Origin of the sequence: Paenibacillus sp. W4I10 (assembly GCF_030816325.1) — a bacterium.
In the GTDB taxonomy this organism is placed as follows: domain Bacteria; phylum Bacillota; class Bacilli; order Paenibacillales; family Paenibacillaceae; genus Paenibacillus; species Paenibacillus amylolyticus_B.
Map to the genome: position 1 here is coordinate 3,270,131 of NZ_JAUSXX010000001.1, position 25,724 is coordinate 3,295,854.

The 25,724-nt window shown below is 46.8% G+C and carries 18 protein-coding genes and 1 tRNA gene; 2 read left to right on the forward strand and 17 right to left on the reverse strand.

Annotated elements, in window-relative coordinates; all coding sequences use genetic code 11:
- Positions 1–45 precede the first annotated feature (45 nt).
- The 4 genes from QF049_RS14520 to QF049_RS14535 all read right to left on the reverse strand — a co-directional run bounded on the left by QF049_RS14520 (position 46) and on the right by QF049_RS14535 (position 4,937).
- A complete protein-coding gene (locus QF049_RS14520) occupies positions 46–1,260 on the reverse strand; it encodes an MFS transporter (RefSeq protein WP_307538282.1) in 1,215 nt (404 codons plus the stop codon).
- 132 nt (positions 1,261–1,392) lie between these two features.
- Positions 1,393–1,959, reverse strand: a complete 567-nt coding sequence (locus QF049_RS14525; protein WP_307538285.1) for a hypothetical protein — start codon at positions 1,957–1,959, stop codon at positions 1,393–1,395.
- Between the two features lie 120 nt (positions 1,960–2,079).
- Positions 2,080–2,499, reverse strand: coding sequence for a DUF350 domain-containing protein (locus QF049_RS14530; protein WP_307538287.1), 420 nt, complete (start codon positions 2,497–2,499; stop codon positions 2,080–2,082).
- Between the two features lie 71 nt (positions 2,500–2,570).
- On the reverse strand, positions 2,571–4,937 hold the full coding sequence (locus QF049_RS14535) for an endonuclease MutS2 (protein WP_307538290.1): 2,367 nt from the start codon (positions 4,935–4,937) through the stop codon (positions 2,571–2,573).
- A 187-nt stretch (positions 4,938–5,124) separates the two neighbouring features.
- Between QF049_RS14535 and QF049_RS14540 the strand changes: the two genes are divergently transcribed.
- Positions 5,125–5,484, forward strand: coding sequence for a phage holin family protein (locus QF049_RS14540; RefSeq protein WP_017689637.1), 360 nt, complete (start codon positions 5,125–5,127; stop codon positions 5,482–5,484).
- Between the two features lie 220 nt (positions 5,485–5,704).
- Entirely contained in the window at positions 5,705–6,097 is a 393-nt protein-coding gene (locus QF049_RS14545) for a cupredoxin domain-containing protein (RefSeq protein WP_124113693.1), read from the forward strand.
- A 104-nt stretch (positions 6,098–6,201) separates the two neighbouring features.
- Here the strand turns inward: QF049_RS14545 and QF049_RS14550 are convergent, their stop codons facing one another.
- The 13 genes from QF049_RS14550 to QF049_RS14610 all read right to left on the reverse strand — a co-directional run bounded on the left by QF049_RS14550 (position 6,202) and on the right by QF049_RS14610 (position 25,702).
- Entirely contained in the window at positions 6,202–8,910 is a 2,709-nt protein-coding gene (locus tag QF049_RS14550; RefSeq protein WP_307538293.1) for a cell division protein ZapA, read from the reverse strand.
- Positions 8,911–9,048: 138 nt separating this feature from the next.
- Complete coding sequence (gene pheT / locus QF049_RS14555) at positions 9,049–11,502, reverse strand: phenylalanine--tRNA ligase subunit beta (RefSeq protein WP_307538295.1); 2,454 nt, start codon at positions 11,500–11,502, stop codon at positions 9,049–9,051.
- An 83-nt stretch (positions 11,503–11,585) separates the two neighbouring features.
- On the reverse strand, positions 11,586–12,620 hold the full coding sequence (gene pheS, locus QF049_RS14560) for a phenylalanine--tRNA ligase subunit alpha (protein ID WP_124113690.1): 1,035 nt from the start codon (positions 12,618–12,620) through the stop codon (positions 11,586–11,588).
- Between the two features lie 597 nt (positions 12,621–13,217).
- Positions 13,218–15,110: a ribosomal protection-like ABC-F family protein gene (gene abc-f / locus QF049_RS14565; protein WP_307538298.1), complete on the reverse strand. Its 1,893-nt coding sequence runs from the start codon at positions 15,108–15,110 to the stop codon at positions 13,218–13,220.
- A 518-nt stretch (positions 15,111–15,628) separates the two neighbouring features.
- Positions 15,629–15,699 (reverse strand) — tRNA-Gly (locus tag QF049_RS14570).
- Positions 15,700–15,860: 161 nt separating this feature from the next.
- The gene (locus QF049_RS14575; protein WP_307538300.1) at positions 15,861–17,987 is read right to left on the reverse strand and encodes a bifunctional diguanylate cyclase/phosphodiesterase; all 2,127 of its coding nucleotides are present in this window, start codon (positions 17,985–17,987) and stop codon (positions 15,861–15,863) included.
- Between the two features lie 289 nt (positions 17,988–18,276).
- Entirely contained in the window at positions 18,277–19,233 is a 957-nt protein-coding gene (locus tag QF049_RS14580) for an aldolase catalytic domain-containing protein (RefSeq protein WP_047842252.1), read from the reverse strand.
- 83 nt (positions 19,234–19,316) lie between these two features.
- Entirely contained in the window at positions 19,317–20,630 is a 1,314-nt protein-coding gene (locus QF049_RS14585; RefSeq protein ID WP_307538303.1) for a DUF4129 domain-containing protein, read from the reverse strand.
- On the reverse strand, positions 20,627–21,742 hold the full coding sequence (locus QF049_RS14590) for a DUF58 domain-containing protein (protein ID WP_307538305.1): 1,116 nt from the start codon (positions 21,740–21,742) through the stop codon (positions 20,627–20,629). Before QF049_RS14590 ends, QF049_RS14585 begins: the two co-directional genes overlap by 4 nt.
- 4 nt (positions 21,743–21,746) lie before the next feature.
- The gene (locus QF049_RS14595; protein WP_124113686.1) at positions 21,747–22,712 is read right to left on the reverse strand and encodes an AAA family ATPase; all 966 of its coding nucleotides are present in this window, start codon (positions 22,710–22,712) and stop codon (positions 21,747–21,749) included.
- A gap of 121 nt (positions 22,713–22,833) precedes the next feature.
- On the reverse strand, positions 22,834–23,940 hold the full coding sequence (locus QF049_RS14600) for a PAS domain-containing sensor histidine kinase (protein WP_307538308.1): 1,107 nt from the start codon (positions 23,938–23,940) through the stop codon (positions 22,834–22,836).
- Between the two features lie 450 nt (positions 23,941–24,390).
- Positions 24,391–24,807 carry a hypothetical protein gene (locus QF049_RS14605; protein ID WP_017689649.1) on the reverse strand — a complete coding sequence of 139 codons (417 nt, stop codon included), beginning with the start codon at positions 24,805–24,807 and terminating at the stop codon, positions 24,391–24,393.
- Positions 24,808–25,162: 355 nt separating this feature from the next.
- Positions 25,163–25,702: a peroxiredoxin gene (locus QF049_RS14610; protein WP_036610146.1), complete on the reverse strand. Its 540-nt coding sequence runs from the start codon at positions 25,700–25,702 to the stop codon at positions 25,163–25,165.
- Positions 25,703–25,724: the final 22 nt, after the last annotated feature.

Sequence of the window (25,724 nt, forward strand, 5' to 3'; positions counted from 1 at the left end):
GTTCTCTCTTCCCCTGCATTGTACCCTGTTTATGTTGAAAGGCTGCTAACCCGACGGCTCTAGACCTTCCGTCCGATTCAATAATTTACGCATGAAAAACCATCCGATCAGCGGAAAAGCACCCAGAACGATAATAAGCCAGGTTAACATGCGCAGGGACGGACTATTCATGACCGTTATAATAAATATAATCAACCCGAAAAGTCGGCCACCCATCAGACATAACTCTCTCAATACGACAAGTTCAACCCTTTTCTCCACATTTTCGCCACTCGTACCCATCATGTCGAATCCCGCTGATATCATAGGTAAAATATACAATGGCATCGCAACTGCACTTCCGATCCCCATGATTAACAGCGTAACATAGGTCACTTTCCACAGAAGAGGAATCAGCACAATCAGCAGAATCAGAGCTCCGATGAACATGCCTCTGGATCTATACTGTGGTTTAGACCATTTCCCTACTGCCCAATAACTTATTAATGCCACGGCAGAAGTGATGAGTGAGAACTGTCCCAACTTATACTCCTGTGCAGTGGCCACGTATACAAGCAGTGCAATCAGAAAGGCAAAAACACCTTCACGCGCACCCTGAGCGAACAAACCCAAAGCCAAGGTCCTCCAGGGACTATCCGGTTTGGATAACTGTATCCAAGGCTCGGACCAGCGGTATGTTCCGCTTACCTTTCTCTTTTTGAGAAAAAAACTAAAGACTACCGCGATAACATAAATGACGAGTGATACCGTAAATATGAGTCGATACCCTGTATTGTCCGCCATTCGGGTAATAATCAGACCGGAGAACCATGGACCTATAATTCCTGTCATCGAGCCAAGTAATCCGACCCAGCCATTGAATAGATCTCTGTTTTTCCGATCCGTTATTTCAAAATACACGACATTAAATGCGATCCAGAATAGCCCCAGAGAACAACCCAGTAGTATGCCCAGAGGCCAAATCCAGTCTACAGCTTTGGAACCAGCCCAGAGGACAACCATATAGAAAAGGCCGGACAGCGCAGTACCCAGTCGTAAAGCACTCATTTTATTGTGTTCCTTGACCCATTTGCCAGCAAGCCAGAACGTGAGTCCAATGGCCAATTGCTGACTGATTGTGAACCAACCCAACATGGCATAATCCGGACGGCTTTTCCACAGAAACACATTCAAAAAGGTTCCCGACAGCGCTCCGGCTAACGCAAACAATCCATTCACGCCCAAAAGCAGAATGGATTGTCGGCCTAAAGTAATCTTCATCTGCTCCTCCTTCATCCACCTGAAGTGAACTGTTTACAGGTAGGTCTTAGGGTTAACGTGCCCCAAGCTGGAGGAAAACATGATGAATCTTCAGGATTGCTTTGAAATTGGTATGCATTTTCCGAATGCTATCTATTTATGCGCACTCAGGTTCTTAATCAGACGCAAGCGGTCATTCTCAGACAGACTATACTGAACTTGGAAACATCCCGAACACACATAAGTTTGTACCGTGAATGGTGGTGACAGTAGGGAGCCTTCACCCGAAGCTGCGTTAGCAACTGGAGTAAAGTTATCCTGCGTTGCAGCTTGAGTGCCAGCGAGAATCATGAATTCCCGACAATTCGGGCACTCCGGTACTTCTTCCTGATGATCAAGTTGCTTCTGGACACCTTGTTCATACTGAATGAGGTCATTACCTTCATCCGCATATTTGGTCAACGTTCGCAACTCCGGCAATTTGAGTTCAACTTCATCCCCCCACAGATCTGAAAGATCCGTAGTCTGCTCCTCATCCTTTACATCATCCACATCATAGATGTCGTCCTCAGCTTCATCGTTCTCTTCGTCACCGATGTTAATGTTGAGCGTTCGATATCCCTTTAATTCATTGTGGCAGTATGGACACTCTTCTTCAGGACCGAGTTCCTCATCCCATACAATCTCCGTGTGACACCAAGGGCATACTGTTGTTTCCATATTGAATCAACCTTTCTCTTTCAAATAATCATGTATTCATTACATAAATGACACCGATGGCAAAGAACACAATCGATGCCGCAAACAGAATCCGTATCAATATCTTCATGACCGGTCCCCCTAGATAATGCTCGCGCCAATTACAAACGACAATGAGACGGAAATAATCATGGATATCAATCCAACAGCTCGGTTATCCGCTTCGATCTCCTTATCAATGGAGAACACGGGTGTCAGGAATTCGAACAAAAAATAGGCAACGAGCAGAAGGAAGAACCCAACAAACGACCACGTCATGGCTTCATATACCGAAGATTTAGCCTGTATGCAGAAACGCAGTACGTTACAGATCCCGAAGATCTTGCCTCCTGTCGCCATGGCAACCGCCACATTGCCCTTCTTGATCTCTGTCCAGCATTTATATTTGGTCACCAGTTCGAAGCAAGCCAGAAATACAAGCAGCTCCATAATCGCTACCGAGAAAAAACCGAGTACCATCCCCAAGGGATGAGACAGCAATTGGTCAATGCTTTCTATCACGCACCGTTCCCCTCTCCCCATCTGCGACCTTCATGAATAAGGTCGCAGAATATCATTGATTCATGGACCGGCTATTCCAATTCTGCGACGGTCACACCGTTCCCGCCTTCTCCGTAATTACCCAGCCGGTAGCTTTTAATATGTTTATGCTTACGCAGGTAATCCTGAATACCGGAACGTAAAATTCCTGTACCTTTACCATGAATAATATAAACTTGGCCCAGGTTGGCAAGGAAAGCTTCATCAATGAACCGATCTGTCTCCATCAGGGCTTCTTCCAGGTTGGTACCACGCAGATCCAATTCACTTTTCACATTGTCATCACGTGTACGTTTCATACCTGTTACCGGTTTTTGTTTCGGTTTGGTTGCGGGAGCCGATTGCTGCAGTTCCAGGTCATCCAGGGATACTTTCATTTTCATAATCCCCAGTTGTACCATAGCGTCTTTGCTGCCCGACATCTCTACAACATGGCCTTTTTGATTCAAACTGTAGACAAGCACTTCATCACCAGGACCGATGGCACGAGTCTTCGGCGCGGTTGCCGTCTTCTTGACCGTTTTTCTGCGTTTCTCCGGTTCAGCCTCGTCCAGCTGTTTGCGGGCAGCAATGAGTTTGTGCTCCTTCACGGAAGCACCTTCTTCCATAGCCAACAGGCGAAGATCTGCTATAATCTTCTCCGCTTCCGCGCGAGCCTTGTCCACAATGCTGCGTGCATCTTCTTCTGCTTTTTCAATCCGGCGATCACGCTGCTGTTCCAGCTTCTCCAGTTCGGTCTGATGACGACTGCGTAATTTCTCCATATCCTGGCGCAAGCTCTCTGCCTTCTCACGCTCTTGTTCAGCCGTAAGACGGTTCTCTTCAAGAGAAGCAATCATGTGCTCAATCCGTTGATCCTCTTCCTTCACTTCGCCACGGGCGTAGTCGAGAATGTAGCCGGGCAGTCCCAGTCGCTCTGCAATGGCAAATGCATTACTTCGTCCAGGTACACCCACCAGAAGGCGATAGGTTGGACTCAGTGTATTGATGTCAAATTCCATGCTGGCATTAATGACACCTTTACGCTCATATGCGTATGCTTTCAGTTCACTGTAGTGAGTGGTTGCAACCATGCGACATCCCGTCCGGTGCATATGCTCCAGCATGGAGATCGCCAGTGCAGAACCTTCAGCCGGGTCTGTCCCTGCTCCAAGTTCATCGAGCAATACCAAACTTTTTGGCGTCATGTTTTTCAGAATGCGAATGATGTTGGTCATATGACTGGAGAAAGTACTCAGATTCTGCTCGATACTCTGCTCGTCCCCAATGTCTGCATAGATCGCATCAAATACACATAACTGACTGCCATCCTCAGCCGGAACAAATAAACCGGACATTGCCATCAGGCTCAGCAATCCAATCGTTTTGAGCGTTACCGTTTTACCACCCGTATTCGGACCTGTCACGATAATGGATGTGTAATCATTGCCCAGCTCAATGTCGATTGGAACCACGTTTTCGATCGCAATCAGCGGATGCCGACCTTTCTTGAGCTTCAGGAACCCGCGGTCATTCATGCGAGGCAATGTTGCTTTCAGTTCACGAGCCAGACGTGCTTTGGCAAAGATAAAATCAAGTGATCCCAGCAAGTCGACATCATACAACAACCACTCTCCCTGCTCACTGACAAGTGCCGTCAATTTCTGCAAAATAATTTCTATTTCGCGTTCTTCCCGAATCCGGGTTTCACGTAATTTGTTGTTCATGGCAACAATGGATTCCGGCTCAATGAACAATGTCGCACCCGAACCGGATTGATCGTGCACAATCCCGCCAAAGTACGAACGATATTCAGCTTTCACCGGGATAACAAAACGGTCTCCTCTGATGGTGATGAGCTGATCCTGAAGCATCTTGGATACGGTAGAGGATCGAATCATCGAATCCAGTTTTTCGCGAATCCGCGCTTCTCCGCCTCGCAGCTCACGACGAATCTGCGCCAACGTTACGCTTGCACTGTCGGCAACCTCTGCATTATCGTCAATACAGATTTTGATGGCATCCTCAAGCGTTTTTTGCTCTGACAGTTGATCACTGATATAGAACAAAGATTCGATGGGCTCATCTTCATGCAAAGTACCAATCTGACGTTTCAATCGCCGCGCCGCAAAGGTTGTATTGGATATTCCCAAAAGTTCGTGAGGGTTAAGTGTGCCTCCAATTTCAGCACGTTTGATGGAAGCCGTAATATCTACAATTCCCCCAAACGACGGTGAGCCTTTCAGGCGATCAAATGTGAAGGCTTCATCGGTTTGCTGCAGCAACCGCTTCACTTCTTCAAGTTCACTGCTTGGTTCAAGTTGCTCCGCTTTCTTTTTTCCCATGGTGGTCTGAGCAAAGCTAAGCAATGTATTTAAAATTTTGCGATATTCCAGTGTGTGTAAAATTTTCGTGTCCAAGTGTACAACTCCTTCCAAACTATATCTGTATTATAACGAAAGAAACTTTCTTACGCTATTTAACGAATCCTTCCACACATAACTTCAACCATAGCACCACAAACTACAGGTGTCAGGATTGTGCAACCTCTCCATCCCCTTGGAGTTGCCCTGCTCAGTTCAATCCGAATAAAAGGAGGTAAACACCATGAATTTTCTGGGACATGTCGTGCGATTTATCATCGCTGCAATTGTATTAATGGTGGTTAGCTGGATCGTTCCCGGATTCGCCGTTGGTGGCTTCTGGAGCGCCCTGCTGCTTGCTCTCGTCATTGCCCTGCTCGGCTGGATCGTTGAAGGTATCTTCGGCAAAAGAGTCAACCCGTTTGGTCGCGGTATTGTCGGATTTATCGTTAGCGCACTGGTGATTTGGCTTGGTCAATATGTTGTAGATCATGTTGAAGTCAGCCTGCTCGGTGCCATTCTCGCTGCGTTGGTCATCGGGATTATCGATCTCTTCATCCCGGTATCCACCCCTTTTGATGCCGGACGAAGCTCCAAAAGTTAATCTCCACGTCAACTTAACGTCCCCATGAATTCTCCTAAACCTCTGAAGGCCCTGTGCCGGAAGGGGTTTATTTCATTCGGGCAGTACGCACGCTCTGCCGTACACGTTCTATTTTCAAAAAAACGACATACGTAGCGTGTACAGGCATCCACATATTGCGGTATGATGACTGGAGCAATCATTCAAATTTTATCCATATCACGCTTTAAGGAGGCACATGATGAAGAAAGGCATAACATGGCTTGCTGCCTGTATGTTAATTCTGGTCCTCACTGCATGTGGAGGGACGAAACAGTCCGCAGAATCTGGCAGCAATGGATCCGATGCTGATGCTGGAGTTACAGCCAGTGAAGAATTGGTCATCAAGGCGAGTAACTATGAATTCGATCAACCTGAGTACCATCTTAAAAAAGGCGTTCCGGTCAACATTGTTTATGAAAATGAAAACGGAAATCACGGTATCCTTGTGCCTGAGCTGAATCTTCAACTGGATACCAGAAATAGCTCCAAAGTCATAACCCCGGACAAAGTTGGTGAGTTTGAAATGTCCTGTTCTGTCTTCTGTGGTTCAGGACACAGCAGCATGATCTCCAAAATTATCGTTGAAGAATAGTATTCAAGACAAGGAGCCCCCGCAGCGACGGGAGCTCCTTCTTTAGTATAACAAATTGTACCAGAGTACGTTGCCCACGAGCCAGTTCTGCTGCATTCATTCCGCTAGGTCTGGTCCTGTTCAATCAATTCAATCCATTCGTTATATTCCGTCTGCAATTTCGTATATTCATCATGCAACTGACGATATTCCGTGTTCAGCTGCTCTGCCTTCTCCTGCTCCATTTCACGTTCAACCTGTAACAAACGTAATTGATTGGCCGCTAGTTCGTAACGCTCCCCCATCTCAAGCAGTTCAGTTTCCATGATCTCTTTCTCTTGGGTCGCTTCTGTACGTAATTTGTCCAGCTGCTGTCGTTCTTGCTCCAGTCCCTCCAGCAACTCACTACTTGCCGCACTTTCTCTCTTCCAAACCGTTAGTTCATTCTCAAGTGCAGCCCAGCGTTCCTGCCAGGATTGTTCCTGAGCCGCCCATTCATCTGCACGGCGTTGCCATACCTGGTCGTTCTGCTCTGCTTGTTCAACGCTTGAGCGAAGTTCTTCTTCACGTCTTGTCAACTGCTCCAGACGGGATGCCAACTCGGTCTGTTTGGCTGACAGTTCTTCGTATTTGATCTGCCACTCCAACGCTTCTTCCTCAGTCTGGGCTAGCCGGCTCTCTTGCTCCGAGTAGCGCTCGGAAAGTTTAGCTGAAGACTGTCTCGCTTCTTCAAGCACGCTCACAATCTCTTGTTTCTCCTTGCTCAATTCATCCAGCTTGGAACTGTAATTCTCTTCCCGTTGTAATGCATCACTGTAATCATTACGGATTTGTTTATAGTTATCCTGAAGTCGGTTCAGCTCTTCCCGAACAACATTTAGCTCAACTTCAAGCTGATTGCGTTTCTCTTCCAAAAGCTCTGCATCCTTCTGGTATTGCACAGCCTCTTCATGGTTGAAGCGAGACTCTTCCTTCACCACGGACAATTCATCATGAAGGGATTGCACCCCAGACTCCAACGTTTCATTTTGTTCAGCAACTTCAAGAATCTGATTCTCCAGGTCTCCAATCTCAGCCAATCGCTGCTCAGCAAGGTCCTTCCAGGACTGCTCACGTTCCGTAAGTGTGCCGATCTCATTCTGCAATGTACGCACTGCAGCATGAGCCTGTTCAAGCACTTTTTGCAGTCTGCGCTGTTCCTCTTCCGACTTCACTTCAGCCTCACGAAGCTTTTGGGCTTCCTGTTCAAGCTGTGCATGTTGCTCCTGAAGTTTGCGTAGCTGTGCTGTGAGAGAGGTTTCTCTATCCACAGTTTCATTATACTTCTGCTTCCATTGTTCCTGTGAATCACGGGATTGCTGGGCAGCCTGTTCCGTTTCACGCAGAAGCTCCTGCAACTGGGAACGGTCCTCTTTCAACTGCTCCAGTTGTTGCTCCAGTTCCGTAATTCGGCGAGTCTGAACTTCCTGCTCCTGTTTACGGACCCCATGCTCATGACGTAACGATTCCAATTGACCACGCTCGTGCTGAAGCTGCTGTTCTTGCTCTGCAACCATGTCCTGTGCACTGATGAGCTGGGTCATCACTTCTTCTAATTGCTCTTCGACATCTAATAGTCGAGTCTCCGCCTGTTTACGTTGTTCCTCAAGTTGCTGTTTGAGCTTACCCTGTTCTTCTTGCAATAAGGCCTCTGCCGCCGCTGCGGCTTCTTTCGCCTGGGACGCTGCTGCTTCCTTGGCTTGCTGCAATTGTTCCTCGAGGGCTGCTTCTTTTTCCATCCATTCGAGTTCCAACTGCTCGGATAACGCCTTGAACTCCGCATTCAACTGATTTATCTCAGTCAGGCGCTTCTGCTCCGCTTGTTCCTGCAATTCAGCCCGTTCCTGATTCGCCTGATCCGTGAGCTCTTGTGTCTGTTGCAGCGCTTTTTCTTCAGCCTGTTGAAGACGAAGTTCCATCTGTTGCTGAAGTTCGTTATATTGCAGCGCTGCTTCTTCCTGAGCTTTCTTCAGATTACTCTCTGCCTGCTCCAACTCGGACAAAATGGCCGACTCGGCTTCTTCCTTGGCTGTCTGAACCTGCTGCGCAGCCTTGGCTTCAATCTGTTGACGTTCTGCAACGGCACGGCTTTCGGCTTCTTTTAATTGAGCTGCAGTCTTGTTCTGCAACTCTTTATATTGCGCCGCAGCTTTGGCCTGCGCCTGCTGCAATTCGGCTGCAGAACGGTTCTGAGCTTCTTTGAGCTGGGAAGCAGCCTGTGCCTGTGCATTTTTAAGCTGGTTAGCCGCTTTCTCTTCCATTTCCTTCAGCTGTTTCGTTCCCTTGGCTTCTGCTTCCTTCAGTTGTGCCGTCGCTTGGGCCTGCAATTTCTGCACTCGCTCCGTTGCTTGGGCGCGTTCTTGCTCCAGCAGCTTATTCAACTTGGCTATCTCTGAATTTTTTTCCGATTCGGACTTTTGCAACGCCTGCTCTGCTTCAATCTTCAGCTGTTGCAAATCAGCAAGAGCCTGGTCACGCCGTTCCAATTCTTGTTGATGTTCATTTTGTATGGCGTTTAACCGATTCAATTCGTTTCTCAGTTCTGTACGTTCTCCAGTGAGCATCTTCAGTTCATTACGGATTTCCTGAGTCTGAAGAGACTGTTCAGCCATATGTACAGCCGCCAGTACCGCAATACGCGGAGTATCCAGACGGGAATTTTGCTTGGAGATTGCCCCCATACGCTCATCTACCAGGTTAGCTACTTGTTTCATATAGTCGGCACTGCTGCCAACCAGTTTATAGGAAGTCCCGTAGATCTCTACGGTGACGCGTGTACGATCAGGTGTAGTCACAGTTGTGCCCTCCTTCAAGTCTGTATGTTGATTCTAAGCTGTAATCACAAAAAAGTCACATCGATCCTCTAATGCTAAGGATTCGATGTGACTTCAAACAATTCCTGCTAATCTTTGTTCAAAAAATCTTCTTTTGTCCTATTTACGCAATTCCGCTCCGAATTGCTCTTCCAGACGAGCCACTACACGGGCATGAACTTCAGTAACTTCCTCATCGGTGAGTGTACGTTCACGATTCCGGTATACCAGTGCCATCGCCACGCTCTTCTTGTTTTCACCCAGTTTACTGCCAGTAAACACATCGAATACCTGTACGTTTTGTAACAATTCACCCGCCGATTCACGAATGGCGCGCAGCATATCTCCAGCTTCAACATCCTCATTCACAACAACCGCGATATCACGTTCCATGGCTGGGAAACGCGGAAGCTCACGATAACGAATGTCAGCGTCTGCTTCGTTGTAGATTGATTCAAGTGCAATCTCTGCGATGTACACATCATTCAGATCATACTGCTGTTGCAGTTCCGGATGCAATTGACCCAATGTACCGATCAATGTGCCTTCCCCGCCATCCTTACCTTCCAGGTAAACCGATGCGGAACGTCCCGGATGGAATCCTTCAGGGCTGTTTGCTACCAAGCGAATGCGTTGTTCAAGCCCCACATAGGCGAACAGATGCTCAAGAGCACCTTTCAGATCGAAGAAGTCTACTTTCTCCGCTCCAACATTCCACTGCTGGCTTGCACGATTCCCGGTGAGCAGCAGCCCCAGTACTGGGATTTCATGCGGTTGTTTGGTCAACTGATCTTCTTCGGTGAAGAACACATTGCCCACTTCAAATACAGCCAGTGAATCCTGTTTACGGTTCATGTTATACACCGCTGCATCCAGCATTTGCGGCAAAATACTCGTACGAAGCACACTGCGGTCCTCACTCATAGGCATCGCGAGTTTCACGGCTTTTCTTCCTTGTGTCAACGCCGGGAACAGGGTCGCTTTATCCGGGTGTACAAAGGAGTAACTGATCATTTCCTGCCAGCCACTGCCTGAGAGCAATCCACGAATCGTGCGGCGCATTGCTTGAGAGCGTGTATATGCCCCTGGAGTCGTCGGTCCTTCAATCCATGTGGTTGGAATGTTGTCGTATCCGTACAGGCGTGCAATCTCTTCAAACAAGTCTACATCGAGCGTAATATCCCCTCTGCGTGTTGGCACTTCCACATCCAGCAATCCTTGATCAGCATCACCACATGCAAAGTGCAAGCGAGCGAAGATCGTTTTTACCTCAAGCAAAGACAGATCGGTTCCCAGATAACGATTCAGTCGGTCCAGCGACAATTGAATTACACGTTTCTCCGCAGCTTCTGCTCCAGCTTCCACGATTCCTTGGTGCACTTCACCTTCAGCATAACGCTGAATCAGTTCAGCCGCACGATCCAAAGCCGTAATCACCGCACCCGGGTCTACTTCCTTCTCAAAACGCATGCTTGCTTCGGAACGCAGCCCCAGTTGGCGCGACGTTTTCCGAACGGTTCCGCCGTCGAACTTGGCGGATTCCAGCAACAGATTCACCGTACCTTCCGATACCTCGGAATTCTCGCCACCCATAACCCCAGCGATGGCTACTGGTTTCACGCCATCTGTGATAAGCAACATATGTGGCTCCAGCTTACGCTCTTGGCCATCCAACGTAACAATCGTTTCGCCTTCGTTGGCCATCCGCACTTCAATATGGCCTTTTTCCAGCTTATCCGCATCAAATGCATGTAGCGGTTGGCCGTATTCCAGCATGACATAGTTCGTGATATCAACGATGTTATTGATCGGACGAACACCAGCAGCCATCAGACGGTTTTGCATCCACAGCGGGGAAGCACCCAGCTTAATGCCAGTTACATAACGAGCTGCATAGTGACTGCACTGCTCCTGTGCCTTAATCTCTACAGAGATATGATTCGCAGCTGCATCTCCAACTTCAACCAGTTGGTCTTTGGGACTCGGCAGCTTCACTTCACGACCCAAGATAGCACCCACCTCATAGGCAGCACCACGCATGCTGAGACAGTCGGAACGGTTCGGTGTCAGGTCCAGTTCAAGCACATGATCGTCGAGACCAAGAACCTGGCTGATTGGCGTGCCAACCTCCGTTTGTTCTGGCAGAACGAGAATACCTTCCTGCTGATCTTTTGGCAGCAATTTGTCGTTCATGCCCAGCTCTTTGGCGGAACAGATCATGCCAAGGGAGACAACACCGCGCAGTTTGGCTTTTTTGATATCCAATCCACCAGGGAGCTTCGCTCCAACCAGGGCTACGACTACTTTTTGGCCTGCATCCACATTTTTCGCACCACACACGATCTGCAGATCTTCTTCCTGGCCGGCATCGATGACACATACATTCAGTTTGTCTGCATCCGGGTGTTTCTCCTTGCTCTTCACATATCCCACAACAACTTTATTTACGCCCTTGTTGCGGTTCTCCACTACATCAATTTCGACACCCGCACGGGTGATTTTCTCCGCCAATTCCTGTGGCGTCACACCTTCAAGGGAAATATAATCAGACAGCCAATCTGTCGATACTCTCATGGACGTTCACTTCCTTCATCTATAAATTGGTGTTCCCGGTTCATAACGCTTGCTCTATATACGTTGATCTATTTATTGTAAAGTTACAGCCGTCCGAATTGCTTCAGGAAGGTCAGATCACTGTTGTAGAAGTGACGGATATCATCGACTCCATACTTCAGCATGGCGATACGCTCTACGCCCATTCCGAATGCAAAACCACTGTATTTCTCCGGATCATAACCACCCATTTCCAGTACTTTCGGGTGAACCATACCGCCGCCCAAAATTTCGAGCCAGCCTGTTTGTTTACATACCCGACAGCCGCTACCGCCACATTGTACACAGGTTACATCCACTTCCGCGCTTGGCTCTGTGAACGGGAAGAAACTTGGACGCAGACGAATTTCCGTGTGGGAACCGAACATTTCGCGCACGAATTGCAGCAGGGTCCCTTTCAGATCGCTCATACGAATGTTTTCGCTAATGACCAATCCTTCAACCTGGTTAAATTGGAAAGAGTGCGTCGCATCGTCGTCATCACGGCGGTATACTTTACCTGGGCAGATGACTTTGACAGGCACTTCGCCCTTCATGCTCTGCATGGTACGTACTTGAACCGGCGATGTATGGGTACGCATCAACAAGTCTTCGGTAACATAGAAGGAATCCTGCATATCGCGCGCCGGGTGATTCTTCGGTAGATTCAATGCTTCAAAGTTGTAATAATCCATTTCGACTTCAGGACCTTCCGCAATGCGGTATCCCATACCGATGAAAATATCTTCGATCTCCTGTACCACTTTGGTCAGTGGGTGCAGTCCGCCTTGACGTCCACGACGTCCTGGCAGGGTCACATCAATTTTCTCGGATTGCAGACGCTTCGCTGTCTCTTCCTTCTGGAACTGATCCTGCTTGCTGTCGATGACTTCCTCAATGGCAGCCCGAACATCGTTGGCTACTTGACCAATAACTGGACGTTCCTCCGCACTAAGCGCACCCATACCACGCAAAATCTCAGTTAATGCACCCTTTTTCCCCAAATACTTTACACGCAGATCACCGAGCGTCTGCGGATCATTCACACCAGACAACTGCTCCAGCGCTTCGATCTTCAATGCCTCTAAACGTTCTTTCATGTGTAATTGCCCCCTTTTTGTGGTGTTTTTGCAACAAAAAAAGGCCTTCTCTCCCCTGAAGGGACGAAAAGACCGTGGTACCACCCTTGTTAGACATCCATTGCTGCGTGGCCCTTCTGGCCTGCAACCGGTTCTGTCTCACTTTGTACGGAATAACGACCGTTAACCGTTTGCCCCTACTGTTGCCTCTGTGACTGCACACAAACAGGTTCAGGGAACCGCTTCGGAGTGAATTTCGGCAGCCTTGTTCTACAGAAACGCTCTCAATCTACGGCGCTTCCTCCCTGTCCAGAGGCACTGCTTACTTATCTCCATCATCACGTTTACTTGTTAGTTAAACCTTTAGAGGTTGTCAAAAAGTCCGCTTTTGATTACGAATGATGCCTGGCGGCATCATCAGCGTCGAATATGGCATTCAGCCGAAATGTCCGTTGCTCACGTAGTTTTCCCTACGCTCCGCTACTCCATTTCTATCTTCATCCCATCTTCTTGGTACTGAAAACCGATCTTTTTGAACACTTACCTATATCGATATAATCATCGATGATCGTTCATAATTATATGCAAAATAGATCGAAATAGCAAGCCGTCCATGTTCTAATTTATGCTTGCACCCTTATCTTTCAATTGTTTTAGGCGCTGCTGGATTTCGCGAATCTCAGCTGCCTCGACTGCTCGCTCATTCGATTGCTCGCGCTGTGTCAGAATGTCTTTTCCAGCATTGCTCACAGGAGACAGCAACTCCGACAGGCGCATCTCCAATCGCAACCTCTCGTCATCGGATTCCCGAGTCTCCAGCGCCACCTCCCGAAGTTTGGTGGACTGCTCCCAATCCGTCACGCCTCCTTCAAACAGAGTTGCTGTGCCTCCAGCCTCCAGATCGCACAATCGATTCGCGAGTGTCTTTGTCAGCATCCGGTCATGGGATACAAGCACCAAAGCACCTGAAGCCTGTTTTAATACATTCTCCATGACTTCCTGGGTATCAATGTCCAGATAGTTCGTCGGTTCGTCCAGCACTAGCAGATTTGCTCCGCCAAAATACAATCTCAAAAATGCCACTCTGCACTTTTCCCCCATGCTCAAATCCCCAATGCGCTTGAACACATCATCTCTGGAAAACAGAAAACATCCCAGAATGGTCCGTGCCGCACTTTGTGTCATGGATGGAAGGGTAAGCAAGCTGTCCAGCAGGGTCAGATGCTCGGGAAGTCCCTCCAGTTCCTGTGAAAAGTAACCGATTCTCAGCTGTGGATGCCGTGTGACCTTGCCTTGCGAAGGTTCCAGCTCACCAATCATCAGCTTCAACAGTGTAGTTTTTCCTGTTCCATTGGGGCCTCTTACGGCAAGACGGTCTCCACGTTCAACCGTGATTCGAAGATCGCGAAGCAATACCTCGTTACCGGTATACGAGAAAGTAACCTCTTCTAGTGCAAGAAGCTGGCGTGCAGCGAGTGGATTCATCTGTAATTCCATGTTCAACTTTGCAGCTTCACGAGGTTTATCCACCCGTTCCCGCTCCAAACGCTCCAGCTGTTTTTGTTTCGCATGGTATCGTGAAATATTTTTGTTGGCTTTGGCCTTGTAGAAGCTCTGGGTGATCTTCACCTCCACATCAGTTGCCGAATTATGCGCTTTATGGAACCATTCCTGATAATTTCGAATCGTTTCTTCCAGCGCCTTACGTTCCAATTCCTGCCTGCGGTAGATCGTTTCCTGTTCGCGTAATTCACGCTCTTTGTGGATCTTGTAGTCGGAGTATCCGCCCTTGTATTTGGTCAGGGCATCTGGACTGAACTCAATGACTCCTGTTGCTACCTGATCAATAAACGTACGATCGTGTGATACAAATAACAGCGTACCTTCATATGAGGATAACCACTCTTCAAGCCAGCGCATGCTTCCCTCATCCAGATGATTCGTCGGTTCATCTAGAATCAGGAAATTGGGTTTGCTGACAAGCAGTCCTGCCAAACGAGCCTTTGTTTTTTGTCCACCGCTCAAGGAATGATAGGGTCTATTCCAATGCTCTGCGGATAATCCAAGGCGAGTCAGTACTTTCTCTACCTCAGTCTCCCACATATAACCGTTCAACTGTTCATATTGCTCCATCACTTGTGTATAAGCTGCAAGCAGCTCTTCATCCGCTTCAGTGCTGATGCTCAGACGTTGTTCCAGTTCTTCCAAGTTCCGTTTTACTTCATAGATCTGACCGCTCTCACGCCGGACCGCATCCAGTACATTCATCCCGGCCTCAATCTCCGAGCGCTGGCGCATGAACCCCCATTCCTGCTGAGGGATATGACGTTCAATCCTTCCGCCACCATGCTCCTCACCCAAAATGATGCGTAACAACGTTGTCTTGCCGCATCCGTTTCGACCCAGAATGGCGAGTCGTTCGCCCTCATTAATCTCCAAATTCAATCCTGTAAACAATTCATTACCGTTCCACTCTTTTGATACTTCATGTAAGCGTACCAATGTCATCATGAGGCCTCATCCTTCCTGCATCCTTTTTGCTGAACAAAAAAAACCGCTGGCATCAGCCGGCGGTTTGGCAATTCAGGGTTGGATCAAGCATTCAAAGACAGATCTAAGGTAAGCTACGGCATGAATAAAGAAACCCCAAACACAGGGTACACGTAAACCTTCAAGGCTTACTTGTTCCATACCTTTTCCCATAGCTGAATTTGGACACACGAATCCCCTCATTGCTCAGCCGCTCTGGCTGACTGCGTCATAAAACCGTCTGCAGTTAACTGGGGTTCAATTCATGTGTTTTACTTCATGGGACGTATGGTTACCTCTCATTCATGTGTAGTATCAATTTCTCCGTTATTGTACCAGATCATTGTAAAAAAGCAAAGGTTATATAAATTAAACTAAAGAATACTTACTTACTCGACACTCCGATGACAAAACAACCTTCTGATTACTTTTATTCTCAATTTTCTTTTAAGACAGAAAAAAAGCCCTTGCATCGCAAGGACTCCGGTACTGCTTCGTTAAGCGGGTGATGGGAATCGAACCCACGCTATTAGCTTGGAAGGCTAAAGTTCTACCATTGAACTACACCCGCATGATTGAAGATTTAAATGTTAAGTTCCTTAGGAATTTAACAGTGATTTCACAAATAATAATATACCATGATCCTCTATAGCATGCAAGTCATATTTCCCATTTTTTTTCATTACGCATCCATCAAAAAAAGCAGGAGCACCCTCGCGCCCCCGCTGTTCCCTAGCCTGTAGGCTTATCCACATCTCTCAAAAACTGCTTTTCAAATTCAGCGGCTTTAATCGGTTTGCTGAAGAAATACCCCTGTGCCTCGTGACAGTGTTGATTGCGAAGAAAGACCATCTGATCTTCGTTTTCCACACCCTCAGCTGTGACTTTCAGTTGTAAATGATGCGCCATTGAAGTGATGGTAGATACGATCGCAGCGTTATTACTGTCCTCCATGACTTCATTAACGAATGAACGGTCGATCTTGAGCCGATCAATCGGCAGGTCCTTCAGATAGTGCAACGAGCTGTATCCCGTTCCAAAATCATCAATACTGATATGCACACCAATTTCTTTGATTTTGCGCAATTGTTCGAATGACCGGTCTTTATCAAATGTCATGCTCTCTGTAATCTCCAGTTCAAGCCATACAGGCTCTAGTCCCGTCTCTTTGAGAATGCCATTGATATTGTCCAACAAATGGGAGTGCCTGAATTGTCTCATCGACAAATTCACCGAAACACACAGTTTACGATAACCGGCTTCCTGCCACTGTTTGTTCTGTGCACACGCTTCACGAAGCACCCATTCGCCAAGTGGCACAATGAGTCCACTCTCTTCTGCCAGAGGAATAAATTCCGCCGGAGATACCGAGCCTCGCTGCGGATGCTGCCAACGCACCAAGGCTTCCATGCCAACGATTAGCCCACTTTGCAGATTAACCTGCGGCTGGTAGACCAGGTAGAACTGACCTCGATCCAACGCCTTGCGCAGATCATTCTCAAGCTGCAAACGCTCCTGTGCCTTCATCTGCATCGCATGGGCAAAACGATTCAGTTCCATTCCTTGTTCCTTAGCACTGTGCAAAGCCGTATCTGCATTCTGAATAATCTCCAGTGGTGACTCCCCATCATGCGGGAAAATGGCCATCCCGATCCCAAGTGTAAGATGATACTCGTTGCCATCAACCAAGACGGGCTTCTCAAAAAGTTGCAAAATGGATCTTGTCCGGCGCAGCGCCGTATCGGTTGAACTGAAATCTGTCATCGTTAATGCAAACTCATCTCTTCCCAATCCAAAGACTTCTTCTCCTGGAAGTGACAAATGTTTCAGTCGTTGACCTACCTGACGCAAAACCCGGTTAGCTGCTTGCTGTCCAAGCGAATCATTAATGGTTTTGAACCGATTAATATTCAGGACCAATACACCAACAAGCTGTTCCTGCACCACGGCATCATCCATCATCTTTTTCAACCGCTGTGAAAGGCGACGACGGTTTGGAAGTCCCGTTACATCATCATGATGAGCAATATAGTTCATCTTGGCTTCCGCGACCTGCTGTTGCAGGAAAGGCGTGTCCACTACGGACGTATACAGCCCTTTTTGAATAAAAAAATATGCCATACAATTACTCAGCAATCCTAATAACAGATTGAGATCGTTCACCCCAGTTGCTGAAACAAAATAACATTCACCAAAAAAGAAACACAGAATGCCACATAGAATGGTTGGTAAATCACCGTCTTTGGTTTTTTTCCATTGAACAAACAAAAGAACTGCAATAATGCCATAGAGCAATCCGACCATAAGATGAACTCGGGTGAAGATACCACCAAGCACTTCCCCATCAAGCATACTTGGCAACATGCTCCATTCCTGAATAGCCAGTATGTACAAAATAACAAAGGTACCCAATGTCCCACTGAACAGTAAGAATTTGCGTGGTAATGCAATTTCTTTCTCATTTAAGGTATACACGAGCAGTAAACCTACGGAACATACCAAAGATCCCATGGTTGACATCATTAAGGAGAACTCCGATTCCATCATGGCTCCATTTGGAATCTCTTCTGCAAATGAAACAATATGAACCAGTTCAAACAGACCAATCAATAAAAAGAGTGTTGTCAATAATGTCCTTCGAAGAGTTAGCTTCTGTGTCCGAAACAACCAGCTTTGATTGTAGATGCCGATACAAGCCGCTGCCGCAGCGAATCCACCCAAGAGTGTCAAAACCGGGTAACCCGAAATGATCAGATCAGAGCTTGAAGAAGAACGAAACCATTGACTTGCGAGGAAACACAATAAGCCGCACACAGCGACCCAACTTATTTTTCTCTGATCTTGCAGATTAACCTTCATGCCGTGTTTTCCTTCCCGGGATCACCTATCCTGAATTACATTAACCAAACTTAACAGCTTACTACACGATTCGACAAAAAACATATTAACCAACGTTCAATTCACATGCATACACATGCTATCTGGTACATAATAACATTTAATTTTGTATACGTGAACTAAAAAATAGTTACTCCTAGGAATATTTATTCATAAATATAGAGAAAAACAAGGCATTAAGAACTAAAAAAACATGGATCTCCATTTAGAGTCCATGTTTTCCTATTTTACAACTGTATTTCAGACTATATTACTTATCAAAATTCACTTCTGGTGTTGTTAATTTATCATAAAAATCAACAACCTTATCCTTGTCTTCCGATGAGCGAATCGCCATCGCTGAACGTGGATGCTCGTCCAACGCACCTGTAATCATGTAAGGCAGAATGTAACCCCATTCTTCTTTTTCTCTCAGTGGAACCATCAACTGTTCCAATACACCAAGTACTGGACGCAGATTGTATTTCGTTCCTTTCAGATGAGCTACGAGCAATTCGGTTGGACAGTTTCCTGCCGCACGTCCCATACCATACACAGAAGCATCAAGCAGCTCAACGCCAAGTTCTGCCGCAACCAATGTGTTAGAAAACGCAAGTTGCATATTATTATGTGTGTGAACACCAAGACGCTTGTTAGGCAAGTGAGTCTTGAACTTCTCTACCAGATATTTCACATCATTATGGTCCAAGCTACCGTAAGAGTCTACAATGTAAACAACATCCACAGCGCTTTCTTTGATCAATTCAAATGCTTCCAGCAATTCATTCTCCATAACATTGGAGAGTGCCATAATATTAAGTGTAGTTTCATATCCACGATCATGGAATGTTTGAACCAGTGCAAGTGCCTTGTCCACATCTTTGCTGTAGCAGGCAACCCGGATCAGATCCAGCATGCTCTCACTGCGAGGCAAGATATCATTTTCGTCCACACGACCTACGTCAACCAGTGCAGACAGTTTGGTATTGCCTTTTTGAGGAATAACTTTACGCAGGAAATCATCGTTCAGGAAACGCCATGGTCCTGCTTCCTCGGCACCTTTAAGCAACTTCGGAGAGTTCTTATATCCAATTTCCATATAATCAACGCCAGCTTCATTCAATCCAGCATATAGCTGTTGAACAAAGTCCACGCTAAAGTCCCAATTATTCACCAATCCGCCATCACGGATCGTACAATCTACAATTTTGCAATGATTTGTCTTCATTAATGTCTGCTCCTTTTCTGACCAACTTGTGTATTCCTCTCATGATACTTGAACGTGACAAGAAAAGTAAAGGGATTCCGGACTTATTTACTTCGATAAGATCTCCAGATTCGGTCAATCTCAACCATATCGGAACGATCGGGAGCTTTCTCTCCATAACGAACGGCATTATACGTATCTGGCAGTCTCGCAGACAGCTCATCTTCTTCTAACTTCACATCATTCTGAATAATGGTCTGTGCAGCCTCCAGCGGAGTGTGCGTCCCCTGTATTACCACGCCTCGATGAGCGGCTCTTTCAATCCAAGTCCGATAGTAATACCGAACACGTTCAGCATCCTGTGCAGGTGGCGCTTCTTTCTTCCGAAACCAATTCTTTCGGACTTTTGCTGGCGCATCAAGCGTCTCACTGACATCGATATACTCCGTCCGTGGTTCTGCCTTCTTTTCACCTGGTTGTAACATCCCCTTGAATCGATCCATAAGTCTGTTTATCGTTTTTTGTCCCAACCTCATAAGTAGCCACAGGATAGCTCCTGCTACAGCACACATCACTACCCACCCGAGGATGTTCCAGAGAACTGAGGGCTCGGATGGCGGCTCTCTCCAGTCATTCGGTATATTTAGTGGCTGATTGGGGTTGTCCATTGGTAATCGTGGCTCCTCGCCAGAAATCGGACCAAACCATCCCCTGATCCATGCGAGCAAGCGATCACGCAGCGGTCCCAGCCAGGCAGCCAGACTTGGGAAAGCACCAATCGCGACGATAACAATAAACATCCACATGAACCGCTGATGATTCGCACGTGCAAAATCTCTTAATACCAATCTTCTCTTGCCATCATTGAGTATTGCCTGATCCAGTTGCAGCATATATCGTCCAACCAGCCAAAAGGCAAAGCTGATCACTCCCGCAATATAAATCCATAGGGTATAGGTTTGTATCGGCTGCATGAATTCTAACGAATTCGAAGCAATCATAAGCACGATTGCACTGATTACACCCATAATCTGCAAGCGCCATAACAACACAGAATGAAAGACTGGTTGGAAGGTCAGACCTGCATAAGCCGAGATGACTCCACACAGTACCAATGTGATGATATCCGGCAACGGGAGAATAAGGCTCATCCCAACAACGAGTGCGAAGAGAATTCCTATAACGAGTGCCGTTACTCCACGAATGAATGTATTCTTCTCGCTAAAACCTGGAATTTTATGCTGAATGAACTGTCCTAACCAACCTACAAGAATGACCAGGATGAATAATGTGAACGGCAAATGTTCCATTGCGTAGAATGAAGCAAGCGTAAATATCGGAAAAAGGTATATGCCAGCCATCAAGACGGCAAGCATTGCTATGAGTCCTGTGGTCGTCGCTACCGGTCTGTTCCTCATGCACTCACCGCCTTTGTATTACCCTTCACGTCCTCTACCGGGAGAATCGTTACACGATGTCCTTGTTCGTGCAGACGTGCAATCTCGTGCTCCATAGCGGCAGATACATAGGATGTAATCAGCAGATAGCTGCGGATTTGCTGTGCTTCTTCATTCTGACCTACTTCATCGTTCAGAAATTGCTCCATGGGCACCATGCATTTCAACTCTGTCTCAGCCATAGCTTCCAGTAACCGTTCCAGATGGGGCGTGCCATAATCCGGCTCAATCCGAAGTGTATCTCGGCCACCACCCACATGATAGCCATTATGGGCGAAACCTGCCGGCAACCCTCTACCGATGGCATCCACTGCAGCCGTGGCAGCGTAACGAAGTGCCCGTTCAATCTTCTCCGGTCGAGTGACAACACTCCACATATCTGCAGATTCCTGAATGTTGACTACAATCCAGGATTGCGGATCAGCCGTCCATCCCTGCTTGTAGACTTGTAATTCACCTGTACGTGCACTCGCTTTCCAGTGAATACGATTCATGGGGTCGCCTGCACCATAAGGCCGAACACCCAGGATCAAGAAAGGATCTTCAACGATCCATCGTGATACTTCAACTTCTCCCTGCCATACCTGATAAATTGCAGGAAGATCCTCTGCATTCACTAATGAAGGATACACAATCATAGACATTTGCAAAGGAATCGGTTTGGTGGAACGCCACACGCCAAAGAGATCCCCACCTGTCATCGTTGCTGTATTTAATGGATAAATTCCACGCTGAGTACATGTAAAAGGATGCTTACGCGTAATACGAGTAAACGGTTTTAACGTAAAAATACTCTTATGGTTCTGATAGATTTCGCCTTGACTAATATCCATACCTGAACCGGAACGAAATACAAACGACACTGGCATCATCGATTCAAGTCTGAGCCACGGAACGGAGACTCGTTTCTCATTTGATATCGTCTCCACCATCTCAAGTTCATCTCCAGCGTAACAACGCAGCTTGCTGAATTGTCTGCTGTACTTGAGCTTTCGCAGTGCAGGTCGTCCAAACCACACACCATGTATAACTACGACAATGCCTCCAACAAGGACAAGCCATAATAATGCCATAAGATTAACGCCCGCTTGTAGCGAGATTCTCCGTAGGCACTTCTGTCTGATTCAGAAGTTCCTGGATGATACGCTCAGCCAAGCCCTCTTGTTGTCTGATCCGGTTACGGAATACCAGTCGGTGGGCCAGCACAGGTTCCGCCAGTACTTTAATATCATCAGGCAAAACAAAGTCTCTGCCATGCAGTGCAGCCCATGCCTGACTTGCCTTGAGTAATGCCTGAGCCCCTCGTGGACTTACACCAAGCGAGAGCTCGGGATGTTGCCTTGTCGCTTCGGTTAACTGAATGATATATCGCAGCAAATCTTCGTTGATTTGCACTGTTTTATACGTATCCTGCGCCTTCAAAAGTTCTTCACGACTGATCACCGCCGAGAGATCATCAACTGAACGACTGGCTACCGTACGTCTCAAAATTTCTACACTCTCTTCACTGCTTGGATAACCCATGCGAATTTTCATCATAAAACGATCCATCTGTGCTTCAGGTAGCGGAAAAGTTCCCTGGTTATCTATAGGGTTCTGGGTGGCGATAACGATAAATGGCCGTTCCAGCTGTCTCGTTGAACCGTCGATACTAATCTGGCGCTCTTCCATGCACTCCAGCAAGCTTGATTGTGTACGCGGTGTAGCACGGTTAATCTCATCAGCTAGTACGAGATTAGCAAACAAGGGGCCTGGTCGGAATTCAAAATCCCCTTCTTTTTGATTAAAAAAATGAATTCCTGTTAAGTCAGAGGGCAGCAAGTCCGGTGTAAACTGTATCCGCTGGAATGTGCAGTCCAATGTAGAGGCTACCGATTTGGCAAGCATCGTTTTCCCGGTACCCGGTACATCCTCCAGCAGCACATGTCCTGACGCTATGATCGCTGTCATCACCAGCTCTATGGTATGCTCTTTTCCCACAATCACTTTTCCCACGTGATCCATCAATTGTTGATTCATTTGTTCCATTCCTTGGATTTCCATCTGCATCTCATCCTTCCGTTATGGAGCTTATGTATTCGCATTCATTACTAACTATAACCCTTATTGGCAACATAAAACAAAGGAGTTGGCAAATGGCCAACTCCTGGACTCCCCGCTCTTCTCAATATACCAAAGGTAACATAATCATAAACCGCGTACCTTTGCCCTTTTTGCTATCCACAGAGATGGTACCTCCATGGTTCTTGATGATTCGGTAACTCACCGAAAGTCCAAGCCCCGTTCCGCTCTCCTTGGTCGTGAAGAATGGATCAAACAGACGTACAAGCGTGTTATGGTCCATCCCATGACCGTTATCCGCGATGGAGATCTGCACGAACTTGTTTTCGGTGGCGGTAGATATTCGAATTAGACCCGTATGTTCTTCGCCAACTTCCTCAATGGCATCCATTGCATTTTTCACCATATTCAAAATAACCTGCTTAATCTGTTTGACATCAATGGACACATTCAGCGGGGCATCCCCTTCATCCAGTACGATCTCGCATCCTTTCATCAAACCTTCGCTTTCCGTCAGCAAGACCACCTCTTTGAGCAAAGAGTCAACGGACATCACGGTCTTCTGTGGAGCCGACGGTTTGGAAGAATTCAAAAATTCGTAGATGATGTCGTTCGCCCGATCAATCTCCGTCAGTATGATCCGCGCGTACTCATCTTTGCCGAGCTGTAGCAAATGGGGCCTGAGCAATTGGATGAACCCACGGATTGCAGTCAACGGATTACGAATTTCATGAGCAATAGATGCTGAAATCCGCCCCAGCATCGCAAGTTTGTCATTTTGATAAGCGGTCTGTTCAATTTGTTTATAATCAGATACATCTTTGACGCTGAACAAAAAGTCCCCATCCATCTGATCACCGTACGTCACAGTAACCAGCCAATGCCTTCCGTATTCATCGATCAACTCATGATAGCGCTTACGGTGAAAAATGGTTTCCCGATAAATACGTAAAATTTTCTTTTTCTTGAATCGGCTCATCTGCGGATGATGCAGCATTTGCATCAGGGTGCAGCCGCTCAACAGACTTCTTGGAAGTTCCAACAACTTTGCCATCTGAACGTTAATAAACGTCAATACACCGTGACTGTCAAACAACATAATACCGCTATCCAGATGTTCCAGTACATTCTCGTACTTGTTGTTATCCAGATGCACAGGCGGGAATCCATCCGTTGGTTGAGGCACTGTATCCTGAAATTCACTAATCATGTCAGGTTCCTCCTTTTCACGTAAATGATAAACTTGCCATTCGGACATCATATCATCACAGAAACAGGAAGGGCCGATTTTATTTTTCATTACCGGTGCCCTTTCGTTGGGGGGCTGAGCGCCGAAAATATGGATGGCATGTCCGGAACTCAAGCTGGTCTATTCCCGGTAACCAACAGTCGATCCGGAAAATCATATACGTTTGTTCCATTCTGACCTTCTCCTATTCCCAAACACGAACATTTTTTGCTCCGCCTCTTTTGCAAGTCTGCTTTTATCATAGACAAGTTTATAGAAGAGAGTCAATCGGAGAAAGTGTCGAATGGAAATTATTTTAAAAAAAACCTCGAATTAGTTCCAGAAACAAAGCACAAAAACGAAGCCGTTTCACCCAAGGGGCAAATCAGCTTCGTTTTTAATATCTTTAAATTGTGATATATCCGAGATCATCTATAGTCCGGTCTTATTATGCTGAATTTTCAGTCTGCGCTGACTCATCACAGCTAATCGACGTTTAAGTTCGCTTTCCCACTTCTCGTCTTTGGTTTCCTTGGCGAGCCTGAGCAAATCCAGAGCCATATCAATCTGGCGCTGCACAATGACCATGGCATCCTCGCTCTCACGGTTTACACAGTTTTCGAAAATGGCATCCTCATCTTCTGTAACATAATCTTGAAAGTCGATCTCGGATGCACCGTCTCCATGCGCATATTCAGCCAGAATTTCGTATTCGTTTTCCACTTTATAATGCACCTCAACCCGATGACACACCGGGCAAAACAGCAGGGGAACATTATGAACCTGGGTGCGGTAATGCTTCAGCGTGCCCTTCGTTCCAACCATACTTGCCCCACAACAGTAACTCATTTTTGTTCACCCTCCTTATTACGTGCCGGGACTTTTTGTTAAAATGCCATCCCGTACACTTCCAGCACTTCCGAAAAGGAATAGTTCCATCAGTGTATCACATTCATGTACAGATTATAAATGCAGAGCACCGGAATATTTACCGGGTTTCCATACCCTATTCGCCTTAAAGGCCATCAATTCCTCTTTCAACAGATAAAAAGAAGACTTTCTTCTAATATATTATTAACACGCTTAGCTGCTTGTTCAAACACTTTTAATTAACTTCGTGATAACTTCCGGCAAAAGGGTGCAAAAAGCCCTCAATCCCTAACGGGATGAGGGCTTGAACAAAAACCGTTCAAGTTAACCTGGCTTACAGGTTAGTGTCGCCTGGTTTCCAGTTCATTGCACACAATCCGCCGGATTGCAGTGCTTGCAGTACGCGAAGTGTTTCTTCAACACTACGGCCTACATCGTTGTGGTTAACCACTTGATATTTCAATTCGCCTTCTGGATCGATGATGAAAAGACCGCGCAATGCTACGCCTTCTTCTTCGATCAGAACGCCGTAATCTTTAGCCACTTGCTTCGTGATGTCAGAAGCCAGCGGGAAGTTCAATTGACCCAGACCATTGCTGTCTACTGGTGTGTTAATCCATGCTTTGTGGCTGTGTACGGAGTCTACGCTCACGCCAAGGATTTCTGTATCCAAAGCTTTGAATTGCTCGGAAGCAACGCTCAAAGCTGTAATTTCAGTTGGGCACACAAATGTGAAGTCCAAAGGATAAAAGAAGAATACAAGCCATTTGCCACGATAATCGGACAGTTTAACGGAACCGAAATCTTGTCCGTCTCCCGATACTGTTTCCATTGCGAAATCCGGTGCTGGTCTACCTACCAAACGTTCTGCCATAACTAAAAATTCCTCCTTTGGG